At 70.1% G+C, this 24,989-nt stretch carries 19 protein-coding genes and 1 pseudogene; 8 read left to right on the forward strand and 12 right to left on the reverse strand.

The genetic code is table 11. The features are described 5' to 3' along the window. The 8 genes from AB0D57_RS24370 to AB0D57_RS24405 form a co-directional block, all read right to left on the reverse strand. Entirely contained in the window at positions 1-1,020 is a 1,020-nt protein-coding gene (locus AB0D57_RS24370) for an ATP-binding cassette domain-containing protein (protein WP_362076630.1), read from the reverse strand. Next, the gene (locus AB0D57_RS24375) at positions 1,017-2,189 is read right to left on the reverse strand and encodes an MFS transporter (RefSeq protein WP_362076633.1); all 1,173 of its coding nucleotides are present in this window, start codon (positions 2,187-2,189) and stop codon (positions 1,017-1,019) included. Before AB0D57_RS24375 ends, AB0D57_RS24370 begins: the two co-directional genes overlap by 4 nt. Continuing rightward, positions 2,182-5,049, reverse strand: a complete 2,868-nt coding sequence (locus tag AB0D57_RS24380; protein ID WP_362076636.1) for a glycoside hydrolase family 2 TIM barrel-domain containing protein — start codon at positions 5,047-5,049, stop codon at positions 2,182-2,184. The genes AB0D57_RS24375 and AB0D57_RS24380 overlap by 8 nt, the downstream gene beginning before the upstream one ends. A 43-nt stretch (positions 5,050-5,092) precedes the next feature. Further along, entirely contained in the window at positions 5,093-5,983 is an 891-nt protein-coding gene (locus AB0D57_RS24385) for a carbohydrate ABC transporter permease (protein WP_362076639.1), read from the reverse strand. Then, positions 5,980-6,945: a sugar ABC transporter permease gene (locus AB0D57_RS24390; RefSeq protein ID WP_362076642.1), complete on the reverse strand. Its 966-nt coding sequence runs from the start codon at positions 6,943-6,945 to the stop codon at positions 5,980-5,982. The genes AB0D57_RS24385 and AB0D57_RS24390 overlap by 4 nt, the downstream gene beginning before the upstream one ends. A 19-nt stretch (positions 6,946-6,964) precedes the next feature. After that, the gene (locus AB0D57_RS24395; protein WP_362076645.1) at positions 6,965-8,224 is read right to left on the reverse strand and encodes a sugar ABC transporter substrate-binding protein; all 1,260 of its coding nucleotides are present in this window, start codon (positions 8,222-8,224) and stop codon (positions 6,965-6,967) included. A gap of 203 nt (positions 8,225-8,427) precedes the next feature. Continuing rightward, positions 8,428-9,672 carry an ROK family transcriptional regulator gene (locus AB0D57_RS24400; RefSeq protein WP_362076648.1) on the reverse strand — a complete coding sequence of 415 codons (1,245 nt, stop codon included), beginning with the start codon at positions 9,670-9,672 and terminating at the stop codon, positions 8,428-8,430. Positions 9,673-9,912: 240 nt separating this feature from the next. Beyond that, positions 9,913-11,157 (reverse strand): FAD-binding protein, encoded by a 1,245-nt coding sequence (locus tag AB0D57_RS24405; protein ID WP_362076651.1) that lies wholly within the window; start codon positions 11,155-11,157, stop codon positions 9,913-9,915. Positions 11,158-11,366: 209 nt separating this feature from the next. Here AB0D57_RS24405 and AB0D57_RS24410 point away from each other — a divergent pair, with 209 nt between their 5' ends. Continuing rightward, a complete protein-coding gene (locus AB0D57_RS24410) occupies positions 11,367-12,374 on the forward strand; it encodes a hydroxyacid dehydrogenase (protein WP_362076690.1) in 1,008 nt (335 codons plus the stop codon). Between the two features lie 502 nt (positions 12,375-12,876). Here AB0D57_RS24410 and AB0D57_RS24415 read toward each other — a convergent pair. After that, positions 12,877-13,662 carry an alpha/beta hydrolase gene (locus tag AB0D57_RS24415; RefSeq protein ID WP_362076654.1) on the reverse strand — a complete coding sequence of 262 codons (786 nt, stop codon included), beginning with the start codon at positions 13,660-13,662 and terminating at the stop codon, positions 12,877-12,879. Between the two features lie 179 nt (positions 13,663-13,841). On the opposite strand from AB0D57_RS24415, the gene AB0D57_RS24420 reads away from it, so the two are divergent. From AB0D57_RS24420 to AB0D57_RS24430, 3 genes and pseudogenes are all read left to right on the forward strand, one after another. Next, positions 13,842-15,176, forward strand: coding sequence for a radical SAM protein (locus AB0D57_RS24420; RefSeq protein ID WP_362076657.1), 1,335 nt, complete (start codon positions 13,842-13,844; stop codon positions 15,174-15,176). Between the two features lie 274 nt (positions 15,177-15,450). Next, complete coding sequence (locus tag AB0D57_RS24425; protein ID WP_362076660.1) at positions 15,451-16,974, forward strand: cellulose binding domain-containing protein; 1,524 nt, start codon at positions 15,451-15,453, stop codon at positions 16,972-16,974. 72 nt (positions 16,975-17,046) lie between these two features. Continuing rightward, positions 17,047-17,277, forward strand: a pseudogene (locus AB0D57_RS24430) (lipase); the annotation flags it as partial. Positions 17,278-17,358: 81 nt separating this feature from the next. Here the strand turns inward: AB0D57_RS24430 and AB0D57_RS24435 are convergent. Next, on the reverse strand, positions 17,359-18,024 hold the full coding sequence (locus tag AB0D57_RS24435) for a nitroreductase (protein WP_362076663.1): 666 nt from the start codon (positions 18,022-18,024) through the stop codon (positions 17,359-17,361). A gap of 149 nt (positions 18,025-18,173) precedes the next feature. On the opposite strand from AB0D57_RS24435, the gene AB0D57_RS24440 reads away from it, so the two are divergent. After that, positions 18,174-18,824 (forward strand): NAD(P)H-dependent oxidoreductase, encoded by a 651-nt coding sequence (locus tag AB0D57_RS24440; RefSeq protein WP_362076666.1) that lies wholly within the window; start codon positions 18,174-18,176, stop codon positions 18,822-18,824. A gap of 231 nt (positions 18,825-19,055) precedes the next feature. On the opposite strand, the gene AB0D57_RS24445 is transcribed toward AB0D57_RS24440, so the two are convergent. Continuing rightward, positions 19,056-19,541, reverse strand: coding sequence for a MarR family winged helix-turn-helix transcriptional regulator (locus AB0D57_RS24445; RefSeq protein WP_362076669.1), 486 nt, complete (start codon positions 19,539-19,541; stop codon positions 19,056-19,058). Between the two features lie 378 nt (positions 19,542-19,919). Between AB0D57_RS24445 and rsgA the strand changes: the two genes are divergently transcribed. From rsgA to AB0D57_RS24460, 3 genes are all read left to right on the forward strand, one after another. Further along, complete coding sequence (gene rsgA / locus AB0D57_RS24450; RefSeq protein WP_362076672.1) at positions 19,920-21,089, forward strand: ribosome small subunit-dependent GTPase A; 1,170 nt, start codon at positions 19,920-19,922, stop codon at positions 21,087-21,089. A gap of 308 nt (positions 21,090-21,397) precedes the next feature. Then, the gene (locus tag AB0D57_RS24455) at positions 21,398-22,939 is read left to right on the forward strand and encodes an AlkA N-terminal domain-containing protein (RefSeq protein WP_362076693.1); all 1,542 of its coding nucleotides are present in this window, start codon (positions 21,398-21,400) and stop codon (positions 22,937-22,939) included. A gap of 109 nt (positions 22,940-23,048) precedes the next feature. After that, positions 23,049-24,317 carry an SGNH/GDSL hydrolase family protein gene (locus AB0D57_RS24460; RefSeq protein WP_362076675.1) on the forward strand — a complete coding sequence of 423 codons (1,269 nt, stop codon included), beginning with the start codon at positions 23,049-23,051 and terminating at the stop codon, positions 24,315-24,317. Positions 24,318-24,337: 20 nt separating this feature from the next. Here AB0D57_RS24460 and AB0D57_RS24465 read toward each other — a convergent pair whose 3' ends face one another. Continuing rightward, entirely contained in the window at positions 24,338-24,820 is a 483-nt protein-coding gene (locus tag AB0D57_RS24465; RefSeq protein ID WP_362076678.1) for a DUF456 domain-containing protein, read from the reverse strand. Between the last annotated feature and the right edge of the window lie 169 nt (positions 24,821-24,989).

Genomic DNA, 24,989 nt, shown 5'->3' on the forward strand with positions numbered 1-24,989 from the left:
TCACTCGGCCACCGCCTGGGCGGACTCGGGAACCGACGCCTGGACGTACGCCGCCCGCATCACGTCCTCGAGGTCGGCCTCGTCGATCGCGAGGTCCGACACCTCGTACCGCTCGATGACGAGCTTGAGCGCCTGGTGGACCGTCGGGGCGTCAGGACCGTCCGGGCCGAACACCACCTGCGGGCCCTCCCGGCGCAGCAGCGCGATCCCCGGCAGCGGCGAGACAGGGGCCTGCGGATCGGCGAGCGTGGCCCGCACCTGCCAGGTGGAGCCGAACGTGCGGCGGATCTCGTCCAGGGTGCCGTCGAGGACGAGACGCCCGTGGTTGATCAGGACGACACGCTCGGCGAGCCGCTCGACCTCCGTCATGTCGTGCGTGGTGAGCAGCACCGTCCGGCCGCGCGACTCCACCTGGTGCTTGAGGAAGCCGCGCACCTGTTCCTTGACCACCACGTCCATGCCGATGGTGGGCTCGTCGAGGAACACCACGGGCGGGTCGTGCAGCAGCGCGGCGGCGAGATCGCAGCGCACCCGCTGGCCGAGGGAGAGATGGCGCACGCGGGTGTCCCAGAAGGTGGACAGTTCGAGCAGCTCATCGAACTCACCGAGGCGGACGCGGTGTTCACGCTCCGGCACTCCGTAGATGTCGCGCAGGATCGCGAACGACTCCCGCACCGGCAGGTCCCACCACAGCTGGGTGCGCTGCCCGAACACCGCGCCGATGTTGCGCGCGTTGCGCTCGCGCTCCCGGTACGGGACCACCCCCGCGACGCGTGCCTCGCCGGACGTCGGGGTGAGGATGCCGGTGAGCATCTTGATGGTGGTGGACTTGCCGGCGCCGTTCGGGCCGAGCAGGGCGAGCAGTTCGCCGGGGGCCACGTCGAAGGAGACGTCCGAGACGGCCTCCTTCGCGACCCGCTCCGGGCTGACCAGGGACTTGAGGACGCCGGTGAAGCCGGGGCGGCGGACGGTGGTGTGAAAGGTCCGGGACAGACCGCGTACTTGGATGCTTCCGCTCACGAAGAGGCCTTTCGGGTCAGGGCGATCAGCCACACGGTCGCCGCGAGGGAGGCGGCGGACAGCACGGTCAGCAGCCACGGCACCGCGTGGATCCCCGACACCTCGATGCCCGCGCCGAGGAGCGGGGGAGCCGCGACACCTCCGATCATCGAGGCCGCGATCACCCAGGCGCCGGCTCTTTTCGCCTGGGGGAGGGCGCTGTTGAGCCAGGGCAGCCCGGTCGGGAAGACGGGCGCGATGAACAGGCCCACACCGGCGTACGCCACCGGGGCCGCCCCCGGAATCAGCGCCAGCAGCAGGCAGACCGTCATGCCGGCCGCGCAGACCGCGAGGATGCGCTCGGGCGCGTACCGCAGGGTGATCGGGACGACCAGGAAGCGGCCGGCGGTCAGCATCAGCCAGTACACGGAAGTTGCGGAGGCGGCGACCGTCGCGCTGTAGCCGACGGTCTCCAGGTGGGTTGGCTCCCAGCCGCCGACGCCCGCTTCGACGGCGACGTTCAGTATGTACAGGGCCAGGAAGCCGACGAGCACGCGCGAGAGCAGTCCGCCGGAGGCGGGCTTCTCGCCGAGGCTCTGGGCGGTTCGGGGCGGTTGGCTGCGGACGCCGCCCGTGCACAGGATCAGCGCCCCGGCGAGCACGGCGCCGGCACCGAAGGCGTACGCGTAGTCGCCGGGACCCAGCCAGGCGATGAGCGCGGGGCCGAGCACCGCGCCGATGCCGAAGTGAGCGTTCAGGACGTTCAGCATGGCTGTCGAGCGGTTGCCGAAGCCGACCGCGAACAACTGGTTGAGGCCGTAGTCGATGCCGCCGAAGCCGAGCCCGCCGAGGAAGGCGGCGGCGAGGGCGAACGGCCAGTTCGGGGCGAACGCGAAGCCCGCGCCGCCCACCGCCATCAGGGCGTAACTCGCGGCCAGCAGAGATCTGTTGGAGATCCGGGAGTGGATCGCGTTGAACGCCAGGACGCCCGCGACACCGCCGGTGAAGTGCAGGCTCAGGCCGAGGCCGGCGGCGGAGGGAGTCAGGCCGTACTCCTCGCGCAGGCCCGGGACCGCCGGGCCGTACAGCGCCTGGAGCATGCCGATGAGTACGAATCCGGCGCAGGACGCGACCGCGGCCGGTCGGCTGAAAAGCCGACCGGCCGCAGTCTTCGTGAGGGTGTCAGTCATGAATCTCCGAGAAGACGAACGTGAATTCGGCGGGAACAGCCCGCAGTTGGTACTGGGGCAGCGCGCCCGGACCGCACGACTGCGAGCCGATGCCCTGCTGGCCGTGGTCGAGGTTGACCCACACCGTGTCGCCCGCCGACAGGTCGGTCAGGTGCTCGGCGGCGTCGAGTTGCTCCGACGTCCAGCGGCGCGCGGTGAACCAGAACTCCGGCTCGCCCTCGATCCGCAGCCCGCCGATCTCCGCCCAGCGGACGTCGGGGCGTGCGCCGTTCTCCTGCGGACGGACGTACGGCGTCTGCAGCGCGTCCACCGTCGACGACCAACGACCCACCATCGAGGCCGCCTTGGTGTCCGGATAGCCCTCGCCGGGGCCGCCGCCGAACCACTTCACCTGATCCGCCGAGCCCGCGAGCCCGAGTCGGATCCCGAGCCGGGGCAGGGGCAGCGTCCAGTCGCCCTCGGGCGCCACGGACACGGTGAGCCGCAGCCGCGTCCCGTCGGACGTCCACCGGTACACCGTGCGCAGGCCCGCCTCCCGGGCGGCGGGCGCCACCCGGGTCCGTACGGTCAGCGCGTCTTCGCCCAACTCCACCGCGTCCAGGCGGTGTTGCATCCGGTGCAGTCCCAGCTCGCGCCAGAGCAGGCCGTACCGCAGATCGGGCTGCCACGCCGCGCCGCTGTCGTTGTCGGTCGGCGCCCGCCACACGTCCAGGCGCAGCCCGGTGACGTCGAGGCCGCCGATCGTCCGCAGCGCACCGGTACGGGCGTCGAAGGCGGCCGGGCCCAGGGTGATCTGCCGCTCACCGAGCACCGGGGCGTCACCCTGTGCCACCGGCGTCGACGGGCTTGGTGAAACGGGGAGTTGAGCCCACGCCACCACATGTCCCTGTGGCCCCCATGCGGCCTGGGCCGCGAGCAGCGCCCGCACGGTCCACCGCGTCTCACCGCCCCGCGCGTCCGCGGTGGGCGGCGGAAGCTTCACGTCCGCGGACTCGCCCGGGAGGAGCGGGGGCACGGACAGCGCGCCCGTCTCGACGGTCTCGCCGTCGACGTCGTAGGACCACTCGAAGGCCAGCGCGGACAGGTCGGCGAAGTCGTAGGCGTTCGTCACCCGTACGGTCCCGTCCGAACCGTCACCGTCGATCCGGACCGGCTCGATGACCTTCTTGTACTCGACGAGACCCGGCGACGGCGTCCGGTCCGGGAACAGCAGCCCGTCGCAGACGAAGTTCCCGTCGTGCAGCTCCTCGCCGAAGTCGCCGCCGTACGCGAACCCGTAGCGCTCGTCCTGGATGCCGTGGTCGATCCACTCCCAGATGAAACCGCCCTGGATACGGTCGTACGACTCGAAGAGGTGCTGGTAGTCGGCGATCCCGCCGGGGCCGTTGCCCATGGCGTGCCCGTACTCGCAGAGGATGAAGGGGAGCCCGCGTCGCCGGTGGGTGCCGCCGTCCTGGCCTCGGCCGATCCGCTCGACCTCGGCGTGGTCGGCGTACATCCGGGAATAGACGTCCGTGTCCCGGCAGTCGATGTCGCCCTCGTAGTGGATGAGCCGCGAGGCGTCCCGGCCGCGGATCCACTCGGCCATGGCGGTGAGCCCGCGTCCGGTGCCGGCCTCGTTGCCGAGCGACCAGATGACGATCGACGGATGGTTCTTGTCGCGCTCGACCATGCGGGCCGCGCGGTCGAGCAGGGCCGGGGTCCAGCGGTCGTCGTCGACGGGATTGTCCCGCCAGTCCTGCTCGACGAAGCCGTGGGTCTCCAGGTCGCACTCGTCGATGACCCACAGGCCGTACTCGTCGCACAGGTCGAGGAAGGCGGGGTGCGGCGGGTAGTGCGAGGTGCGGACGGCGTTGATGTTGTGCCGCTTCATCAGCAGCACGTCCTCGCGCATGGTCTCCAGGTCGAGCGCGCGGCCCCGCTCGGGGTGCCACTCGTGCCGGTTGACGCCCTTGAAGAGGATCGCGTGGCCGTTGACCTTGATCAGCCCGTCCTCGAGCACGACCGTGCGGAAACCGATCCGCAGCGGCACGCGCTCGCCCTCCGTGGCCAGCACACCGTCGTACAGCCGCGGTATCTCGGCACTCCACGCCTCGACCGGCACGGTGACGGACTCGCCGGTCGCGACATCGATGTCCAGGGCGGGCACGGTGACCCGCCCGTCCACGTCGGAGTCGACGCGCAGCGTCCCCAGCCCTTCGACATGGTCGTACGACGCGTGCACGAAGAAGTCGAGCACGCCGCCCGCCGGGCGGTGCAGCAGCGTGACGTCCCGGAAGATGCCGGGCAGCCACCACTGGTCCTGATCCTCCAGGTACGAGCCGGCCGACCACTGGTGGACGCGGACCGCGAGCACATTCCCGCTCGGTTGCAACAGATGGCCCACCGCGAACTCGTGCGGCAGCCGGGAGCCCTTGAACTCGCTGATGTCCGTGCCGTTCAGCCAGACGCGGGCACAGGACTCGACACCGTCGAAGCGGAGCACCGTGCCGCCGTCCGAGGGCCAGTCGGACGGCAGATCGAAGGTGTGCAGATGGTCGCCGGTCGGGTTCTCGGTCGGCACCCGGGGCGGGTCGACCGGGAACGGGTAGAGGTGGTTGGTGTAGATCGGTGCGCCATGACCCTGCAGCACCCAGTGACCGGGGACCGAGACCTCGGCCCAGTCCCCGGCGTCGTACCCCTCGGCCGCGAAGGAGTCGTCCTCGGCGTCCGCGGTGGGAGACACACGCAAGCGCCAACTGCCGTTCAGTGACAAGGTTCTGGCGTCCGAGGACGCGTACCGGGCGCGCGGCGCAAGCACCCCGCTGCCGGGCGAGACGTCCTCGACATAGTCAATGGCGGTAGTTGCGCGGAAAGACATCGGTCTCCTATCGGCCCTTGATGTGGCTCAGCCTTGGTGTGGCTCAGCCCTTGATGCCCGTCTGTGCGATCCCCTGCACCAGCCAGCGCTGGAGGAAGAGGAACACGAACAGCAGGGGCAAGATGGAAATGGCGGTGGCCATGAAGATCAGGTGGTAGTTGACGGTCTGGTTGGTCATGTAGTTCGAGAGCGCGACCTGGACGGTCCACGCGCTCGGGTCCTGGCCGATGACCAGCGGCCACAGGAAGGCGTTCCAGCCGTTGATGAAGGTGATGGTCGCCATCGCCGCGAAGAAGTTCAGCGAGTTCGGCACCACGACACGCCAGTACGCGCCCCAGTAGCCGAGCCCGTCCACCCGCGCCGCCTCCTCCAGCTCCTTGGGGAACCCCAGGAAGTACTGCCGGAAGAGGAAGCAGGTGAAACCACTGAAGAGGCCCGGGATGATCAGACCGCGGTAGGAGTCGATCCAGCCCAGGGACGAAACCAGCACGAAACCCGGCACGAACGTGACGGCGGTCGGGACCATCAGGGTGAACAGGACCCCGTAGAAGACCTTGTTGGCGTGCTTGTACGGGATGCGGGCCAGGCCGTATCCGGCGAGCGAGCAGACCAGCAGGGTGCCGACGGTGTGCAGGACGCCGACGATCAGCGAGTTCACCATCGACTGGCCGAAGTCGGTCGTCGTGTCCTTGAACGGCTCGGTGATGTTGCCCCACTGGATGTCCGTGGGGAAGAGCGCCCAGTCCTCACCGGTGATCTCGGCGTCGGTGGAGAGGGCGTTGCGGAGCATGACGTAGAACGGGATCAGGAAGAGGAAGGCCGCGACGCCGGTGGCGGCGTACAGGCCGGCGGAGCTCATGACCCCCCGGCCGCGTCCGGCGCGGGGCCGGCCGGCCGGGGCGGTTTTCGTCACCTCAGGTGCGGTCGTGGTCACTTGGACTCCTCACCCCTTCCAAAGCCCATGATCTTGCCCTGGAACAGGGTGATGACGACGATCAGCAGGGTCAGGATCACCGCGCCCGCGCTGCCCGCCCCGTAGTCCTGGCTGTCACCGAGGGCGGTGTAGTACAACTCGACCAGCGGTGGCCGTCCCCAGGTGGTCTTCGACAGCAGGTTGAAGAACTCGTCGAAGGCTTGGTAGGCGGCGATCAGCAGCAGCAGGATCACCGCCGTGGAGGTCGCGCGCAGTTGCGGCAGCGTGATGTGCCAGAAGGTCTGCCACCCCGGCTTGGCGCCGTCGATCGCGGCGGCCTCGTACAACTCGCCGGGGATGTTCTGCAGTGCGGCGAGGAACAGGATCATGTAGAAGCCGGACTGCAGCCACAGGCGCGCGGAGACGATGACCAGCCAGTACCACGGCGGATCGGGGTTGGCGAGCCAGGCGATGTTCTCGACGCCGAACCAGCCCAGCACGGTGTTCGCCAGACCGAAGCGGACACCGTTGAACAGGGACATCTTCCAGATGAGGGAGGCGGCGACATAGCTGCACGCGGTCGGCAGGAAGAAGACCGACCGGAAGAACGCCCGCATGAACCGCAGCCGGTTCACCATCAGGGCCAGCCCCAGCGACAGCGCCCAGGTGGTGGGCACGATGATCGCGGCGAAGACGGTGAAGGTGCCGAGGGCGCCGGTGAAGTTCTCGTTCTCCAGCATGAACCGGTAGTTGTCGAAACCGACGAACGTGCTGGGTGTGACGGTGAAGCGGGCCTCGAAGAAGCTGAGCCAGATGCTCCAGCCGATCGGGACGTAGACGAAGATCAGCAGGCCGATGAGGAACGGCCCGGTGAAGATCCAGAAGTTGAGGGTGCCGCTGCCCCGCAGCCCCCGCCGTGGCTTGGCCGGGGAGGCCTTCGCCGGGGCGGGGTGCGCGAGGTCGCGCGAGGTGGTCGTCGACATGTCGTGATCCGTCCGGCGACTATCCGAAGAGTTTCTTCAGCTCGGTGTTGACCACCTTGTCGCACGTGTCGAGCGCGGCCTCCGGGTCACCGTCCTTGCGGACCGAGTCGGCGAACATATCCTCCGTCGCCTTGATCATGGCCTGGGTCCAGCCGATGTTGTCGAAGTGCCCGTAGTCGCTGAAGAGCTTGACGCCCTCGGCCGGCAGCCCCGACTTGAGCTTCTCGGCGGACTCGGCGATCGAGGTGCGTGGCGGGATGTGGAAGCCGTAGGAGAGGGCCCAGTCCTCCTGGTACTCCTTCTGGTCCAGCCACAGCCACTTCACGTACTCCTTGGCCTCGTCGACCTTGTCGCCCTTGGCGTTGACGAACATCGACCAGCCGCCGTTGTAGACCGAGGGCTTGCCGGCGTCGCCGACCTTCGGGAAGGGGAAGACGCCGAGGTCGTCGCCGAGCGCCTCCTGCATCACCGGCATCGCCCACATGCCGCAGAACTGGATGGCGGTGAGGCCCTGGGTGAGCGCGGACGCGTCCCAGTAGTCGGCCGGGGCGTCGAGGAGGAGGTCACCGCTGGTGAACAGCTTGCGCATCGCCTTGAGGCCCTCGACGACACCGTCCGTGTGATAGGCGGGTTCGTTCTTCGCATCGAGGGTGTCGGCGCCGGCCGCCCAGATCATCGGGCGGATGACCGCCTGCAGCGTGTTGCCGAGGTAGACGCCCTTGACCTTGTCCGTGGTGAGCTTGGCGGCGGCCTCGATCAGCTCGTCGAGCGTCTGCGGCACGCCGACGCCGGCCTTCTCCAGCATCGACTTGCGGTAGAAGAAGAACTGCGGGTCGTCGATCATCCGGACGCCGTATATCTTCCCGTCCACCGTGTGCGAGGCGATGTCGGCCTGGTTGAAGTCGTCCTTGACCGGATCGATGATGTCCGTCAGATCGGCCACCTGACCGCTCTTGATGAGCTGGATCTGCGGGTGGAACTCGAAGAGGTCGGGCGCGTTCTTGGTGAGCAGGGTCGCGAACAGCTTGCTCTCGAAGTTCGAGCCGGTGATCCACTGCGTGGTGACGTCGGCCTTGTCGTAGGCCGCCGCGTACTTCTTGATCGCCTGCTCGGTGCCCGTCTCGCCGTAGGCGTGGAAGTACTGGACGAGGCCGTTGCCCGAACCGCCGCCACTGCGGCCGTTGTTGCTGCCGCACGCGGCGAGCGGGCCCAGTGCGGCCAGGCCCGCGGCGGCCCTCAGTACGGATCGACGGTCCCAGTTGTTGCTCATCGCCGACATGTTGACGTCCTTGTCTCGAGTACGGCTACGGCTCGAATTCGCTGTGCGGAGCGGGACGTTAACCTTCGGCTAAGGCTTCGGCAAGGGGTTGGACGAAGTCTGTTCGAAGCGTTGCGTCCGGTTCGGAGGGCCGAACGGGCCGTGGGGCGGCGGGCTGTCCCTGAGGGCCCACCAGCCCCCTCAGGGGGTTGACGTCGCTGCCGTCATGAAGCCGGTGCGGTACGGCTCTTCGCGGCCGTGGTGCGCTTGGCGGGCCTCTGGCCGACCGACTGGAGCGCCCCTTCCAGGGCGAACGTCGCGGCTCCGAGGCAGACCGGATCGGTCGGAATGGGGGAGAGGACGATCTCGGTGGCGGCCAGCGGACGCCTCAGCGCGTGCCGGGCGACCGCCTCGCGCACCTCATGGAGCAGCGGTTCGCCGAGCGCGGCGGCGACCCAGCTGCTGAGTACGACGACTTCGGGGTTGAGGAGGTTGACGAGGTCCGCGATGCCGGCGCCGAGGTAACGGGCGGTGTCCCGGACCGCCTTGAGCGCCACCGGGTCGTGTGCGGCGACCGCGCGGGACAGCGCGTCGATCGTGGCGGTCTGGTCCTCGGCGTGCAGCAGCGGGCTGTCCGGGCTCAACTCGCGCAGGTTCAGCATGATTCCGGGCGCCCCGACATACGTCTCCACGCAGCCGTGATTGCCGCAGTGGCACGGCCGACCGTCCAGCACCAGCGTCGTATGGCCCCACTCGCCCGCGCTGTTGCTGACCCCGCGATGCAGCCCGCCGCCGAGTGCGAGCCCGGCGCCGACCCCCGTGCCCAGATTGACGACGACGGCGTCCCCGCGCCCGCGGGCCGCGCCGAACCACAACTCGGCCACCGCGCAGGCGCGCAGCGGATTGTCGAGGTAGAGGGGGTAGGCGATGTGCTCGGCGAGCAGATCCAGCAGCGGCACGTCGTGCCAGTCCCAGTTCGGCGCGTACTCGGAGATCCCGGTGTCGCGATCCACCTGGCCGGGGACGCTGACGCCCACACCGAGCACGCGGGCGCCCTCGATCCCGGCCTGCGCGACCACCGAGCCGACGGCGGCGGCGACATGCCCGACGATATGCTCCGGGCGGCTCTCACCGGGGCGCATGTGCTCGGCGGCGCGGGCGAGCACGTTCAGCGCGAGGTCGAACAGCTCCACGCGTACGTACGTCTCCGCGATGTCGACGCCGATCAACGCGCCCCCCGACGCGTTGACGGCGACGAGACCCCGCGGGCGGCCACCCGCGGAGTCCTCGAACCCGACCTCGGTCAGCATCCCGAGCTCGAGCAGCTCTCCGACGAGTGTGGCGACCGTGGCGAGGCTGAGCCCGGTGGCGGCCGCCAACTCCTGCCGGGAGGTGGGCGACGCGGCGATGATCTGGCGCAGCACCCCATAGCGGTTCGCGGTGCGGATGTCGCGTGATGTGCGCTTCACGGGCCTTGCCACCTTGATTCTCCGAACCGCCGCGGGCCCCGGGGCGGCTCGTTGCCGAACCGCGGCATGACGAAGCTCGTCGGCCCCGGCGCGGCGCAAGGCTATGGCCTGGGACGGACATTCGACAAGGGGTTAGGAAATGGGGTGGAGAAAGCCTGTAGTCGACAATCGGCCGCTCACTCGGTCACTGACTTGCTCGCCCCCTCTGCCATCCCCTCTGCCGTCCGCTCAGCCGCCCATTCAGTCGTTCACGAAGGTGTTCACGAAGGCGTTGGTGAACTTGTGCGTCGGGTCCAGGGAGTCGGCCAGTGTCTTGAACTCGCCCAGCCGCGGGTAGCGCCCGCGCAGCACCGCCGGCGCGGTCGTGAACACCTTGCCCCAGTGCGGCCGGGGATCGAACGGGTCCAGCGCCTCCTCGACCCGCCGCACCACCGGCAGTACGGCCGCCGTGTCCTCCACCCATGTGAAGTGCAGGGCCACGGTGTCCCGCCCGTACGAGGGGCTCAGCCACTGGCTGTCGGCGGCGACCGTGCGCACCTCGCAGATCTGCAGCAACGGCGCGATGGTCTCGCGGATCGCGTCGAGGGCCTGGAGCGCCGCCAGGGCGTGCGGTCGCGGCAGCAGATACTCGGATTGCAGCTCGGCCCCGCTGCTCGGCGTGAACTCTGCCCGGAAGTGCGGCAGCCGCTCGTGCCAGGGGCCGGGGACGCCGAACTGCCGGGTGCAGTTCTCGGCGGGCATCCCGGGCACGGGGTGCATCGCCTCGGTGGCCGGCGCGGCCCACGGGAAATCGGCCGGCGGCTGGTCGGTGCGCCGCTTGAGCCATACCTGCCGGAAACCGGGGCGCCCCCAGTCGGTGAAGAGACTCACGCTGTACGCCGTCGCCGCCACCGTCTCGAAGTCCAGCCCCGCCAGCGGGAGTTCGGTGAAGACATGCTGGCTCACCTCGAAGTCCGCTTCCAGGTCCAGGGTGAGCGCGGTGACGACGCCCAGAGCGCCGAGGGAGGTCACGGCCCCGTCGAAGCGCTTGTCGCCCCGGGCGATCGTCACGGTCGAGCCGTCCGCCGTGACCAGCTCGACCTCGCGGACGGCCGAGGCGAGCGAACCGTTGCCGATTCCCGATCCGTGCGTGCCGGTCGCCACCGAGCCCGCCACGGAGATGTGCGGGAGGGACGCCATGTTGTGCAGGGCGAAACCGTGTTCGTGCACCCGGCGGGCCAGTTCCGCGTACCGGACGCCGCCCGCGACCCGTACCGTACGGGCCGTCGTGTCGACGTCGACGGTCGGCGGCAGCGCGGTCAGCGAGAGCAGGACGCCGTCCTCGCCCGGCTCGGCGATCGCGTTGAACGAATGCCCGCTGCCCAGGACGCGTACCCGCGCGCTGTCCGCGACCAGCGCCGCGAGCGCGTCGAGCGACTGCGGGCGGTGCAGCTCCTTGGCGGTGTACGTGATGTTGCCGGCCCAGTTGGTCAGGGTCTGTGTCATCCCTGTGATCCCTCCACGGGAAGTTGCTGTTGGCGGCCGTGCGGTGGCCCCCGCTGGAAACTACCTCGCCGGGCCTGCCGTCCCATCAGCACGTCCATTGACCCTCTCGCGCGGCGGCAGCTAGCGTAGAAACCGGTTGCTATCGCGGTTGCTGTCACCGTGGAGACCGGTTGCTGTCGATGGACTCACCGAGCCGGAAGGTCACCTCCTTGCCCGAGCGCCCCGTGGCGATGTTCGCCATGACCGCCGAGAACGTGCCGCAGATCTTTCCGCCGGCGACACTGGCCCGGCTGCGTGACTTCGTGGACATCGATCCCGCTCTGGTGGCCGAGGACTTCACGGACGCACGGGTCCGTGACGCCCTAGCCGAGACGGAGATTCTGATCACCGGGTGGGGCTGTCCCGCGCTCGACCCCGCGACCCTGGACGCGGCGCCGAAGCTGCGTGCCGTGCTGCACGCCGCGGGCTCGGTCAAGAGCTTCACCACGCCCGCGGTCTGGGAGCGCGGGATCGCCGTGTCGTCGGCGGCCGGGTCCAACGCGCTGCCTGTCGCCGAGTACACGCTCGCCATGATCCTGCTCGCCGGCAAGGATCTCTTCGCCCATCGCGACCGGCTGCGCACCCGGCGCGCCTTCCCCCACGAGGGGATCGTCCCCGGCATCGGCAACTTCGGGCGCCGCGTCGGTATCGTCGGGGCCTCCCGCATCGGCCGTCGGCTCATCGAACTGCTGCGGCCCTTCGACCTGGAGGTGAGCCTCGCCGACCCGTACGTCGACGAGGCGGGGGCCGGCGCGCTCGGGGTCTCCCTGCTGTCGCTCGACGATCTGCTGCGCACCAGTGACATCGTCACCATCCACGCTCCGGAGACGGCCGAGACCCGGCACCTGATCGGGCGCCGTGAACTTGCCCGGATGGCCGGTGGATCGGTGCTCATCAACACCGCACGCGGCTCGCTCGTCGACCATGGTGCGCTCATCGAGGAGCTGCGGGCCGGGCGGATCAGTGCGATTCTCGATGTCACCGAGCCCGAGCCGCTGCCGGCGGACTCTCCGCTCTACGACCTCCCGAACGCCTTCATCACTCCGCACCTCGCGGGCTCCCAGGGCAACGAGGTCGCTCGGCTCGGGCTGACGGTCGTGGACGAGATCGAACGGTTGCTGTCCGGGAGGGAGTTGGCCTACCGGGTCGATCGCGAGGTGCTGGATCGGGCCGCTTGACCATTGCGTTGGGGGTGTCGCGTGGGGTTTTTCGCCCCCGCCGCCCCTACCCGTCCCATCCTCCCGGGGCTCCGCCCCGGACCCTGCCAAGGGGCTTCGCCCCTGGATCCCCGGTGTGGGCTTTGCCCTGGACCCGGCCAAGGGGCTTCGCCTCCCCGGCTCCCGCTGTGGGGCTTCGCCCCCCGGCTCCCGCTGTGGGGCTTCGCCCCCCGGCTCCCGCTGTGGGGCTTCGCCCCCCCCGGCCCTGGCTGTGGGGCTTCGCCCCCCCCGGCCCTGGCTGTGGGGCTTCGCCCCCCCGGCCCTGGCTGTGGGGCTTCGCCCCCCCGGCCCCCGTCGTGGGGCTTCTGCGCCTGCCCGCCGCCGTGGGGTTCCGCGTCCGGCCCCCCGCCGTGGGGTTCCGCGTCCGGCACCCCGCTCCTCGGTCGTCGGAGGGGGTGGGTGGTGCTCAGGTGTCGGAGGGGTGGGTGCTTCTGATGCCTGGGGGATGGGTGCTGCTCTGTCGTCAGAGCGCCTTGCCGATGCCGGCCACCCAGTGTTCCGTCAGCTCCACGAGATCCCGCGGTCGCTCCTCGTGCAGAAAGTGCCCGGCCCCGTCGAACACGACCACGTGCGACCTCGGGTCGCTCAACGTTTCGCGTTCGAACTGGGCTGCCCGTGAGGTCGCGTACACGCCGAGGACGGGGCACCGGCGCCGCGCGAGATACGCGCCCGTGGCGGGTCGCAGTCCGAAGGCGTCCGGCGCGAGATACATCCCGACACGGCACTGGAGCAGCACGTCCGGGTCCATGTCGAGCATCAACTGCCTTTGCCGGTTGAGCAGTTCGTCGTCTGTTCCCGGATGGAAGGCCCCCTCCACGAAGCGCGCCGCCCACTCCGTGCCCTCCTTCCTGAGTTCCTCCTGTTCCGCGGGTATCCTCGCCGCCTCCGCCTCGTCCCTGCCGTACGCCGGATCGACGACGACCAACCCTCGTACGAGATCCGGGTGTTCGACCGTGAGCGCCGTCACCGCCTGCCCGCCCATCGAGTGTCCGACGGCGATCACCGGGCCGGTACCGAGCCGCAGAAGCAGCTCCGCCAGGTCGGCGGCGAAGTCACCCGCGCCGTACCCCTCGGCGGGTTTCGGGGAGCGGCCGTGTCCGCGCAGATCGGGGACGAGCACCCGGTGCCGCCAGTAGGGGAGCGTGGGATCCCAGTCCCCGCCGCTGCCGCCCCAGCCGTGGACGAGGAGGAGGGTGGGGGCCGTGCCGGGGTGGTCCGTGTGGTGGAGACGTACCGGTGTCGTGGTCATGGGCGGGACTCTAGGGCGACGCCCGTGGCGGGCGCGGATGTGGGCCCCGGGGCGCGGCACGAGGGCCCCGGCACAGCTGACGCGCAGGCAGAGGCATACCGTGAGGAGTCGAGCACGGAGCCTGAAAGCCCACGATGAGACGGGGCGAGCAGGGACAAGTCGGGAGCGAGGAGATCGGGATGGGCGGCAGCCGCACCGCGCTGGTAGAGGATTTGATGGAGCGGTTCCCGCATGTGCCGCGGGAAGCGGTTTTCAAGGAGGACCTGCTCCGCGGAGGTGTGGCCTTCGACGCATCGGCGCTGAGCGACAACGAGAAGGGTGACGTCAAGCCGAAGTCGTACTTCATCTTCTCCTTCGACCACGGCACCCTGCCCGAGCTGGGCGAGGCGGCCCTGAGGCGCCCGCCCGAGGAGATCATCCTCACGGGCGGCCCGTACGACCTGCGGCGGACCGTGGTGTCCGTGCGGGTCAATCCGGCGTCGCCGTACCGGGTGGCCGCCGACGAGGACGGGATGCTCGGGCTTTATCTCGACGGGAAGCGGATCTCCGACGTCGGGGTGCCCCCGATGCCCGAGTACTACCGGCACACCCTCTCCAACGGGAAGTCCGTGATGGAGGTGGCCCCGACCATTCAGTGGGGGTACCTCATCTACCTCACCGTCTTCCGCGTCTGCCAGTACTTCGGGGCCAAGGAGGAGTGCCAGTACTGCGACATCAACCACAACTGGCGCCAGCACAAGGCGGCTGGCCGTCCGTACACCGGCGTGAAGGACGTCGAGGAGGTCCTCGAAGCGCTGGAGATCATCGACCGGTACGACACCGCCAAGTCGTCCACCGCCTACACCCTCACCGGCGGCGCGATCACCAAGACGGTCGCCGGGCGCGGCGAGGCCGACTTCTACGGGCACTACGCCAAGGCCATCGAGGAGCGCTTCCCCGGGCGGTGGATCGGGAAGGTCGTCGCACAGGCGCTGCCGCGGGACGACGTGCAGCGGTTCAAGGACTACGGCGTGCAGATCTACCACCCCAACTATGAAGTGTGGGACCGCCGGCTCTTCGAGCTGTACTGCCCCGGGAAGGAGCGCTACGTCGGCCGCGACGAGTGGCACAAGCGCATCCTCGACTCGGCGGAGATCTTCGGCGCCCGCAATGTCATCCCGAACTTCGTGGCGGGCGTGGAGATGGCCGAGCCCTTCGGCTTCACCACCGTCGACGAGGCCATCGCCTCCACCACCGAGGGGCTGCGCTTCTTCATGTCGCACGGCATCACGCCCCGCTTCACCACCTGGTGCCCGGAGCCGACGACCCCACTCGGCAAGGCCAACCCGCAGGGCGCGCCGCTGGAGTACCACATCCGGCTTCTGGAGGCCTACCGCTCCACCATGGAGGACTTCGGGCTCTCGTCGCCGCCCGGATACGGTCCGCCCGGACCGGGCCGAGCGGTCTTCTCCGTAAGCTCCTTCATGGACAGCCTCCCGGCACGGGAGTCCGCGGACGAGCCGTCCCGCCCGTAGAGGCGAAGGGCGAAGGTCGCGTAAAGGTCGGTCGGGATCGATACTTCTCGGCGTCGCGTACGTACAGCATGAGGGGCGCCCGGAGCCGGGCGGAGACACGGTGGCGCAACCGCTTACGGCGTCATTTGAATACCTCGCTTGTCAGTTGTGTAAGAACCGTGAAAAGCTCGGGCCCCCGTCGTTGAGACGGCGATCAACTCCCTTGTCTAGAAGGTGAGTTGACATTGACATTGCTTGACGTTGCACATGGAAGCAGTTGATGCAGGAGCCCCCCATGCCTGACCTGCCGACCCCCCAGAACGCCGCCGAGGCCGCACTGCTCTCGGAGTGCTGGGACGCGGTCCTGTCCTACGCAGATCTCTGCACATCCGGTTCGGCCGCGGCGACACAGCTGGCGACCGAGGCGTTCACGCACGGCATCCAAGAGGCGCGCGCGGCCACAGCCGGAGAGAAGAGTACCGGGCGCAGGATGCTGCGCCTGCCCCGGATACCCCTGCTGCTGACCTCGGTTCGGACCGCGGCCGCCGCCTGGGAGATACAGGGGCAGGGCCATCGGCTCGACCCCGATCTGCGGCTGTGGCTCAACTCCGACAAGGCCGAGCGCTACACCGGGCCGCCGCTGAACCGCCCGCTCGCGCTGCGCGGCCTGCGGGACATGCAGGAGCCCGACGCGGCGCTGCTGTGGCTCGCCGAGGTCGAGTCGCTGCCACTGCCCGCGGTGGCCCGACGGCTCGGCCTCGATCCGGCGGCCACGTCCGCGGAACTCGCCCAGGTGCGGGCGCTGTTCCGGGACCGCTGCCACCGCAATCACCTCGACACGCCGATGGATGCCAACTGCCGCAGCTACGCGCGGCTCCTCGACGCGGTCACCCGCTCGCCCGGCGCCGAGACACCTGAGGACCTCTCGCGGCATCTCGCCCGGTGCGTGCAGTGCGCGGAGGCGGCCGCGTGTCTGCGGCTGCACGGCGGCGGACTGCCGGCGGCGCTCTCGGGCGGCGTGATCGGCTGGGGTGGCCTCGCGTATCTGGAGCGCCGCCGCCGGGCCGCCGAGGCGGGGCTGGCCGGCGGACGTACGGACGCGACCCTGGACACGGGCCTGGCCGAGGGCAGGGTGGTCCGGCCCCGGATCGGCCGGACCGGGATCCTGGTCGCGGCCGTCATCGTGTCCGCGCTGGCGCTGACGGTCTCGGTGATGCCGTTCGGGGCGAAGGACGGGGGCGCCACCGCAGGCGGCGAATCCGCGGACCGGCAGCCCGTGGCTGACCCGGGAGTGATTTTCCCGACGAGTGTGTCGGGGGTGCCCAAAACCGCGGACTCGACGTCACGGCCGGAGGTGCGCTCCGATCCGGAAGCCCAGGGCGAGTCCTCGTCACCCGCCGACAAGCCAAGTGAGTCGGGTGAGTCGGGTGCGTCGGGGAAGGACGCGAAGGACGCGAAGGACGCGAAGGACGCGAAGGACGCGAAGGACGCGAAGAGCGGGTCGGCGGTCTGTCAGGTGAAGTACGAGATCGTCAACGAGTGGCCGGACGGCTTCCAGGCCAACGTCACCGTCACCTCCACCAAGGCCCTCGACACCTGGCGCCTCGGCTGGACCTTCACGGACGGCCAGCAGGTCGGTCAGATGTGGGACGGCACCTTCGCCCAGGACGAAGCCGAGGTCACGGCCACCGCCGCCGACTACAACAAGGCCGTCGCCGCGAAGGGCACGTTCGCCTTCGGCTTCCTCGCGTCATGGCAGGGCTCCAACTCGTCTCCGCGCAACTTCACGCTGAACAGCGCCCGTTGCACGAGCGGATGACGTGACCGTGCGGACGGTGCCGGGCCGGAACATCATGCGCGGATCAGGAATCAGCTGGACAGGCTGAGCATGATGAGCGATCAGCACGACGACGTCCCCGGCTCCGCCGCCGGCCCCCGGACGACGGACTGGATCACCACACCCGTCACGGCAGGCCTCCTGCGCGGTGCGTTCTCCCTCGATCGCACCGCGCACGGGGTGCTGCCGCACCGGCTGCCCGCCCGGGCCCGCGCACAGTGCGCCGACGGGCAGCCGGCCATGGCGGAGGCCCAGCCCTCGGGCGTGCGGCTGGTCTTCCGCACAGGCAGCCCGTTCGATTTCGAGCGCGCCTGAGCAGGGCATCGACGCGATCCCGCGTCTCCGGCATGATCCGCCGGACAGGCCCTAACCGTCGACGAACGTGACCGTCTCGGCGAGCGGTGCCCGGCCTGTACGGGGGTCACTCACCGTGAGGTCCTCGTAGCCGATCGACATGCCGCAGAAGAGGAGGAGCTCGTCCGGGGGCGACAGGACCTCCGCGACGGTCTTGTGATACTTCGCCCATGCCATCTGTGCGCAACTGTGCAGGCCTTCGGCGCGGAGCAGCAGCATGACGGTCTGCAGATACATGCCGACGTCGGACCACTGGGCCGGGCCCAGGTCGCGGTCGATGTAGCAGAACAGTGCGGCGGGCGCGCCGAAGCAGTCCCAGTTCGCGGAAGCGGCTCTCTGGCGTGCCTCTATGTCCTCGCGCGGTATACCGAGTGCGCCGTAGCGCTGCTCGCCGAAGGCGGATCGACGTTCGCAGTAGGGGGACTTCAGGTCGGGCGGGTACTGCACGTACTCCGCCTCGTCCCAGGGGTCACCTGAGGCCACACGCTCGCCGGCACGCTTCTTGAGCTCGGCCAACGGCGCGCCGGTCAGCACGTAGGCGTGCCACGGCTGGAGGTTCGATGCGGACGGCGACCAGGCCGCGGCGGACAGCACGCGCTCCAGGGTCTCCCTCGGGACCTGCTGGTCGGTGAATCCGCGCACCGCCCGTCGGCTCGTGACCGCCTCATAGATGTCCATGATCGTTTAACTCCCATCTGCTCAACGTTGATGCCTCCGTCACACTCACGACAGTATCATTCAATACCATCTTGTGTTTAACTATTGTTGAGCACGAACCATCAGCCCCTTGGTCCTCTGCCTCGGGCACCGCACATTGGAGAAAGTCCATGGCCACGCTGTTGCACATCGACTCGTCCGTTTTCCCCAGCGGGGCGTCCTCGTCCCGTACGGTCACGGCCGCCTTCCGCAAGGCATGGGAGGAGCAGCACCCGGAGGGCACGGTGGTCTACCGCGACGTCGCCGCCGACCCGGTCCCGCACATCAACGCCGTCGCCTTCTCCGCCGGATTCGCCGCCCCGTCCGACCACACCCCTGAGCAGGCCGCCGCGTTCGCCGCGCGCGTGAAGCTCATCGAGGAGATGGAGCAGGCGGACGCCGTCCTGATCGGCGCCCCCATGCACAACTACACGATCCCGTCGACCCTCAAGACGTGGCTGGACGGCGTGTACCTGATGGGCCGCACCGCGGGCGAGAACCCCTCCCTCAAGGGCACCCCGGTCGTCGTCGTCGCCAGCCGCGGCGGCTCCTACCGGCCGGGCACCCCGCGTGAGGGCTTCGAGTACGTCCAGAACTACCTGGAGGCCGTCCTGAAGGACACCTTCGCCATGGAACTCCAGTTCATCGTCCCGGAGCTCACCCTGGCCCCCCGCAACCCGGCCATGTCCGAACTGATCCCCCTCTTCGAGGCCTCCCGCGAGCGCGCCCTCGAGGAAGCGGTCACCAAGGCCAAGGAGCTCGCGGAGCGCTTCACCGCGTAACCCCCCGGGCCATGGACGCCGTGTGACACCTCGACCGAGGACGTCACACGGCGTCCTTGTCATCTGCGCCCTCTCCGGCGGTGACGATGTGGCGCTCTGTCCCCGGAGGCCCGGAGGCCCGGAGGCCCGGCGCTAGGGGCGGCCCGACTGTTCGGCCTGTCGGCGGGCCGTGCCTCGAGCCGCATGGGACAAAGGGCGCCCACGCGGCAGGCAACCGTCGTGCGGGTGTGCTTACGCCTCGCCGCCTGCGGGATAGGTGAACCGGGTCAGCAGGGCCGTCAGCTGCTCGGGCTCGCCGGGCCCCAGTTCGGCAACCAGGCGCTCGGCCAGGGGAGCCGCCGCCACATGGGCCGCATCGAAAAGCTCGATGCCCTGAGGCGTGATCTCCACTGCCCGCACCCGCCGGTCCCCCGGAACGGCTTTGCGTACGGCCAGCCCCTTGCGCTCCAGGTCGTCCACGACCCGCATGATTCCCGCCTTGTCCGACCCTGTCGCCGCCGCCAGGTCCCGCTGGACCGTAGGCCCGCGGTCGACCAGAACGATCAGCACGGCGAAATGCCGCAACTCGATGCCGAGCGGCCGAAGCGCCTCCGTCATCACGGCGGCCGCGCGCCAGTGCGCCTGGCGCAGCAGCAGGCCGAGAGCGAAAGGCGAGGTGTCCCCGGGGCGGTCGGTCGCGCGCGAGGCGGTGGTTGGCTGAGGAGCGTCGGCGGTCATGAGCGCATATTACAACTATCCATTCGTTCGATAATGTATCATTTGAAATTAAATGTGGTTATGTCTGCTGCGGCCCTGTCACCCCACGCCTGCCGCACAGACATGGGGGATCAGAGCGGCCCACAGGTAGTGAGCGCTAATGCGGTGGCGCCGCGGCCCCAGGGCCCCTATGGTCGGTGCTGTTCGAGCTGTGACCAGTGATCGGTTGCCGCAGGTGACTCGTTTGTTCTGGGAGGTGTTGACCGATGGCTGTCGTTGCGATGGGCGTTGCCCGCATCCGGAAGTTCATCAAGTCCACCTCCGTGGCCTCCGGCTGACCTCTCTTCACTCCGCGTCACAGCGCGCGGTGCCGGGGCCACCCCTGTGAAGGGCCACCCCTTGTCTTTCTCCTCTCTCTTGGGTTCGTCCTCGTTTTCCTCTCACCCGCTGGCCCCGTACGGCTGGGACGCGGACTGGGAGGCCGAGTTCACCCCGCACGCCGCGCAGGGTCTCCTGCCCGGCCGTGTCGTACGTGTCGACCGAGGGCAGTGCGATGTCGTCACCGCCGACGGCGTCATCCGTGCCGACACCGAGTTCGTCGTTCCCCGCGACCCGATGAAGGTCGTATGCACGGGGGACTGGGTCGCCGTCGACCCCGAGGGCCGCGACCCTCGGTACGTACGGACGCTGCTGCCGCGTCGTACCGCCTTCGTGCGTTCGACGTCGTCGAAGCGTTCCGAGGGCCAGGTGCTGGCCACCAACATCGATTACGTCGTCATCTGTGTGTCGCTCGCGGCAGAACTGGACCTCGCGCGGATCGAGCGGTTCCTGGCGCTCGCCATGTCCACTCCGAGTGGTGAGGCACTGCTGCACGAGTCGGCACTCTCATGGGAGCCCGGCGCGCAGCCGGTGGTCGTGCTCACCAAGGCCGACCTGGTGCCGGACGCGGCGACGCTCGGGCACCTCGTGCAGGACGTGGAGACGACGGCGCCGGGTGTTCCGGTGCTGGCCGTGAGCTCCAACGCCGGTGACGGACTCGATGTCCTCGAGGCGGTCCTGTCGGGCGGTACGGCTGTCCTCCTCGGTCAGTCCGGTGCGGGCAAGTCGACCCTCGCCAACGCTCTCCTCGGCGAGGACGTCATGGAGGTGCAGGCGGCGCGCGACGTGGACGGCAAGGGCCGGCACACCACGACGACCCGCAACCTCCTGGCCCTTCCCGGCGGCGGTGTCCTCATCGACACGCCGGGCCTGCGTGGCGTCGGCCTCTGGGACGCCGAGAGCGGCGTCGGGCAGGTCTTCTCCGAGATCGAGGAGTTCGCCACGGAGTGTCGCTTCCAGGACTGCGCGCATGTCGCGGAGCCCGGCTGCGCCGTTCTCGCCGCCGTCGAGGCCGGTGAGCTTCCGGAACGTCGGCTCGACAGCTACCGCAAGCTGTTGCGTGAGAACCAGCGGATCGTCGCCAAGACGGATGCCCGGGTGCGGGCGGAGATCCGGCGGGACTGGAAGCGGAAGGGGGCGGAGGGGAAGGCGGCGATGGAGGCCAAGCGGGGGCGTTGGCACTTGGCCTGAGTCGGGTGGGCGGGGGTGGGATTCTCGCCCCCGCCGCCCCTACCCTCCCCCAAGCTCTCGGCTTCGCTCGAGCAGAGGGGACCCCCATCATCCGTTCCTGGGGGCTCCGCCCCCAGACCTCCGCCAGGGGCGCTGCGCCCCCTGGACCCCCGCCTTCGCCCGAAGCTCGTCCTCAAACGCCGGACGGGCTGGATGGTGCCGGGCGGGTGCTTGGAGGGTAGGGGCGGCGGGGGCGCCCCCGAACCTCGAACCCCACGTCCGATTTCCGCCAGCCCGGCCCGTCGTCGCGACGCACACTGGTAGGCGTGATCGACGAAGAGACCAGGTACGAGGCGGTGCGGAGCAGGGACGCACGGTTTGACGGGGAGTTCTTCTTCGCCGTCGAGACGACGGGGATCTACTGCCGGCCCAGCTGCCCGGCGGTGACGCCGAAGCGGCAGAACGTGCGGTTCTACGCGACGGCGGCCGCGGCACAGGGTTCGGGTTTCCGGGCCTGTCGCAGATGCCGCCCGGACGCCGCGCCCGGTTCCGCGGCGTGGAACGTACGGGCCGACGTCGTGGGCCGTGCCATGCGCCTGATCGGCGACGGCGTCGTCGACCGCGAGGGCGTCGGGGGACTTGCCGTGCGGCTCGGATACAGCGCTCGCCAGGTGCAGCGGCAGCTCACCGCCGAGGTCGGCGCGGGGCCCGTCGCACTGGCCCGTGCCCAGCGCGCCCACACCGCACGTGTCCTGTTGCAGACCACCGACCTGCCGATCACGGAGATCGCGTTCGCGGCCGGGTTCGCCAGTGTGCGGCAGTTCAACGACACGATCCGGGCGGTGTACGCCTCGACGCCGAGTGAGGTGCGTGCCGCCGCACCGCGCGGTGGCTCCGCCGCCCGGCGTGCGGCCACCCCGACCGCCGGGATCCCCCTGCGCCTCGCCCACCGGGGTCCGTACCAGTCCACTGCCGTCTTCGACCTCCTCGCCCGCGAGGCGATCCCGGGAGTGGAGGACGTGAACGGCACCGTCGGCAGCCGTACGTACCGACGCGCTCTGCGCCTTCCGTACGGCACCGGAATCGTCGCGGTGGACGAGGGGGCCGAGGGGGTTCCGTCAGGGACGGTGGCGGGAAAGCTCGCGGCCGGCTCCGCCCACCCCGGCGGCTGGCTCGACGCGCGGCTGCACCTCACCGACCTGCGCGATCTCACCACCGCCGTGCAGCGGCTGCGCCGGCTCTTCGATCTCGACGCCGATCCGTACGCCGTGGACGAGCGGCTCGGAGCAGATCCGCGGCTGGCTCCGCTGGTCGCCGCCCGGCCGGGCCTGCGCTCGCCGGGCGCCGCGGATCCGGACGAGCTGGCCGTGCGCGCGCTCGTGGGGCGGGCGGAGGCCGAGCGGCTGGTGCGGCGGTACGGCAAGGCGCTGGACGCCCCGTGCGGCACGCTCACCCATGTGTTCCCGGAAGCCGCCGTCCTCGCGGAGGCCGAGCCCGACGGCCCCCTCGGTGCGCTCGCCGCCGCGCTCGCGGACGCCACCCTGCGGCTCGACGCGGGCGCGGACCGCGACGACGCCGAGAACGCGCTGCTCGCACTGCCGGGCCTGGACGCACGTACCGTCGCCGTCATCCGTACCCGCGCCCTCGGCGACCCCGACGTGGCGCCGCCCGGCGAGGACGTCCCGGACGCGTGGCGCCCATGGCGGTCGTACGCCGTTCAACACCTGAGGAGGGAAGAGGAGTTGGGCACGGGGGCGGGTGAACCCGTCAGTGCCGAGGGGCGGGGAGCAGCCGGGGTTCCACGCGCTCCTCGACTGCCGAGTCCCCCTCGCGCCGCACGAGGTACGCGCTCTTGCCCGGTATCTCGGTGACGGCCTCCACGGACATGGGCGTACGAGTATGGGCGTACGGGTGCGGCCAAAGGCGTGACATTCCGCTGCGGGGGCGGACGGGGCGGGCGGCCAGGGACATCATGCCTCCATGACCCGCGCGATCAAGGTCCGGCACCTCCTCGCCGCCCTGGTGGCCGTCCTGACCCTCGCCCCGCAGGCCGCGAGAGCCGACACGGGAGCCGACGCAAGAGCCGACGCGGGGTTCGTTTCGGCCCCTGTCTCTGCCTCCGCCCCTGGTCAACGCTGGGTCGGCACCTGGGAAGGCGCCCCCTCCGGCACCGTCCCCGCACAGCCCGGCGCCTCGATCCGCAACGTCGTGCACACCAGCGTCGGGGGGAGCGCGGCCCGTGTCCGGATCTCCAACCGGCTCGGCACCGCACCCCTCCAACTCGGCTCCGTCACCCTCGCGTTGCAGGAGCTGGGCGCGAGCGAAAGCCCGAACGCCGTGCCCGGGTCGATGCGCGTGGCCACTTTCGCCGGTGCCAGGTCGGTGACCGTCCCGGTGGGCATGGACGTGGTCACCGACCCCGTCGGCCTGCCGATTCCCGCCGACGCCAACCTCCTGATCTCGGTCCATACACCCACGGACTCAGGCCCGGCGACCTACCACCGCTCGGCTCTCCAGGCCAACTTCCTTGGCCAAGGGGGCGATTGGACCGCCGATGAGCTCGGCGCCGCCTACACCGTCCCCCTCGGCAACTGGTACTACGTGACCGGGGTCGACGTGTTCGGCTCGTCCGCCGTCGGCAGTGTGGTCGCGCTCGGGGACTCCATCACCGACGGGTCCGGTTCGACGTTCAGTGCCAACCACCGCTGGCCCGACCGGCTCGCCGCCCGCCTGCGGGGCCTGCCCGAGCATCGTCGGCTGGGCGTCCTCAACGCGGGGATCTCGGGAAACCGCCTCCTGCTGGAGGGCCGCGGCCCCAGCGCGCTGGACCGGCTCGGCCCCGACGTCCTCTCCCGCGCCGGGGTGCGCACGGTGATCGTGATGGAGGGCATCAACGACATCAAGGGCACGCCGGAACAGACGGACCCCGGTGCCCTGGAGGACGCGTACCGCCGGATCGTGGCGAGCGCCCACGCCCGCGGGATCCGGGTCATCGGCGCCACCCTCACCCCGTACGGCGGTCACGGTGGCTACACCCCGGCCCGCGAGGGCGTCCGCCAGGCGGTCAACGCCTTCATCCGCGACGGCGGCCTCTTCGACGGGGTCGCGGACTTCGACGCGACCGTCCGCGACCCGGCCGCCCCGCACCGCATCCACCCCGCCTACGACCCCGGCGACCACCTCCACTTCAACGACGCGGGCATGCGGGCGATGGCCGACACGATCGACCTGACGGCTCTGGTCCCTTGAACCGCTCCCGATGAGCTGTGTCAGCCCCAGATCACCGCCCCCAGCCACGCCCCCATGATCAGCAGGCAGGCGAACAGTTCCGTCAGCACGCTCCACCCGCCCGACCGCATGACCGTCCGCACCGCCGCCACCGCCGGCCCGTGCCCGCCCAGGCGCCGCCGCTCGTAGAGATAGATCCCACCGAGGAACCCGGGTATCGCGCCGACCACCGGCAGCAGACAGAAGCCGAGCAGCGCCCCGACCCCCGCGTGCACTGCCATGCGGGGGGTGGCGCCGCTCTCCCGCAGTTGTCGCGGCGGCAGCGCCCAGCGGATCGCCTGGGCCAGCAGCAGGACCACGGTCGCGCCCACGAGTACGCCCCAGGCGAGTGGCTGCGGGTCGGTCAGCGTCCACCACAGGACCGCGGCCCAGACGAGCCACGTCCCGGGCACGCCGGGCACCAGTACTCCGGCCAGGCCGAGCACGATCACCACGCCGACCAGCAGGAGTTCCCACACTCCCATCTGCCCAGCGTGACTGACTGAGCGAGGAACCGCAGTTCAGGCCGACCGGCAATGGGAGGGCGGCGTCGCGGGGACCGGCACGCACATCTGCCGCGTTGTCGTCGGTCGCGATGGCTCCGCCATCACTCCCTCCTCCGCCTTGCAGCTGCACGCACCAGACCCCGCTCCT

Origin of the sequence: Streptomyces sp. NPDC048275 (assembly GCF_040652275.1) — a bacterium.
GTDB lineage: Bacteria > Actinomycetota > Actinomycetes > Streptomycetales > Streptomycetaceae > Streptomyces.